This is a genomic window from Dietzia sp. DQ11-38-2, from assembly GCF_014145055.1.
In the GTDB taxonomy this organism is placed as follows: Bacteria; Actinomycetota; Actinomycetes; order Mycobacteriales; family Mycobacteriaceae; genus Dietzia.
This window is the reverse complement of record NZ_JAALDW010000272.1, coordinates 1-1,800: the sequence shown is the minus strand read 5'-3', so window position 1 is coordinate 1,800 and position 1,800 is coordinate 1. Positions and strand designations below refer to the sequence as shown.

2 protein-coding genes and 1 pseudogene are annotated in these 1,800 nt (G+C 71.8%); all 3 read left to right on the top strand.

What is annotated here, in order from left to right; translation table 11 throughout:
- Positions 1–189 (top strand): annotated as a pseudogene (locus G6026_RS09895) (primosome assembly protein PriA); the annotation flags it as partial.
- Between the two features lie 81 nt (positions 190–270).
- A complete protein-coding gene (gene def / locus G6026_RS09890; protein WP_182613069.1) occupies positions 271–825 on the top strand; it encodes a peptide deformylase in 555 nt (184 codons plus the stop codon).
- A gap of 3 nt (positions 826–828) precedes the next feature.
- Positions 829–1,761 (top strand): methionyl-tRNA formyltransferase, encoded by a 933-nt coding sequence (fmt, locus tag G6026_RS09885; RefSeq protein ID WP_182613068.1) that lies wholly within the window; start codon positions 829–831, stop codon positions 1,759–1,761.
- Positions 1,762–1,800 lie beyond the last annotated feature (39 nt).

Here is a 1,800-nt window from a genome sequence, read left to right as displayed (position 1 = left end):
TACCTCCCCCCGGGCGAGGAGTTGCCCGGCCACGACGGCGTCGACGACCCCGAGCGGATGTTGCTCCGCGTCCCGCCCGGCCTCCTCGCCGCGGTCTCCACGGAGCTGCGGGCGGTCGTGGTGGCGCGGTCCGGCCGTCGGAGCGCCGACCCCGTCCGGGTGCGACTCGATCCGGTCCACATCGGCTGAGCGGCCCGTGCGGTGGGTCGGCCCGCGAGCACCTAGAATGGTCGTTCACCGCTTTCCCATCCGCGAGGAGTTCAGATCCGCATGGCCGTCCACCCCGTCCGGCTCTTCGGTGACCCCGTCCTGAGGACCCCGACCGATCCCGTCACCTCGTTCGACGACAGGCTGGCGCGCACCGTGGCCGACCTCATGGACACAGTCCGTCACGAGGAGGGGGCCGGGTTGGCGGCGCCGCAGATCGGTGTGTCCACCCGGGTGTTCGTCTACACCTGTGGTGGCCGGGAAGGCCACCTGGTCAATCCGGAGTGGGAACCGATCGGTGACGAGAAGACGCACGTCAACGAGGGTTGTCTGTCGATTCCCGGGATCTCGGAGCCCACTGAGCGTTACGCACGTGTCCTCGCGCGTGGCGTGGACGTCAAGGGGGACCCGGTGACCTTCGAGGCGGACGGGATCCTCGCCCGCGCGGTGCAGCACGAGACAGACCACCTCGACGGCATCCTGTTCCTCCAGCGTCTCACCCCGGACCGGCGTCGATCGGCGATGGCCGGGATCCGGGCCTCCGGGTGGTTCGGTAGCGACGCCATCAGCGACGGGGTCGTCTACGACCGGCTCGCCGACGCCATGGCGGTGAGGTGAGCCGTGCGTCTCGTCTTCGCCGGCACCCCGCAGGCGGCGGTCCCGTCACTCGAGGCACTCGTGAGCTGCGACCGTCACGAGGTGGTGGCGGCGGTCTCGCGGCCCGACGCCAGGACCGGTCGTGGCCGGAGTCTGTCCCGTAGTGCCGTGGCGGCTGTCGCCGACGACGCGGGCATCGAGGTCCTCACCCCGCCGAACGCGCGCGACCCGCAGTTCGCCGAGCGGCTCCGCGAACTCGCCCCCGACGCGGTCCCGGTGGTCGCCTACGGGCACCTGGTGCCGCGGCCCGTGCTGGACATCCCCACCCACGGGTGGGTGAACCTCCACTTCTCACTGTTGCCCGCGTGGCGGGGTGCCGCCCCGGTCAACGCCGCGATCGAGGCGGGAGACGAGGTGACCGGGGCCACGACCTTCCTGCTCGACGAGGGGATGGACACCGGTCCGGTCCTGGGGACGATGACCGAGGCGATACGGCCGCGCGACACCGCCGGCGACCTGCTCGGTCGCCTGTCGATGTCCGGCGCGGAGCTGCTCGTGGCCACCCTCGACGCCATCGAGGCGGGGGAGGCACGCGCAGTCCCGCAGCCGACGGACGGTATCTCGCGTGCAGGGAAGATCACCGTCGACGACGCGCGCGTGCGCTGGGCTGATCCGGCACTGGCGGTGGATCGTCACATCCGATCCGTGACCCCGGCCCCGGGAGCGTGGACGACGCTCGCCGGGGAACGGGTCAAGATCGGTGCCGCGACTCCGTCTGACGAGGGCACGACCGCCTTGACGCCCGGGCGGATCCGGCTCGACAAGCGGACTCTCCTCGTGGGCACGGCCACCTCTCCGATGGTGCTGGAGGCTGTTCAGCCACCCGGTAAGAAGATGATGAACGCGGTCGACTGGGCGCGCGGTGCCCGGCTCGACGCCGAGGCGGAGTTCGCATGAGCGCCGATGGCGGGCGGGGCCGCGGGCCCGGAGGCGACG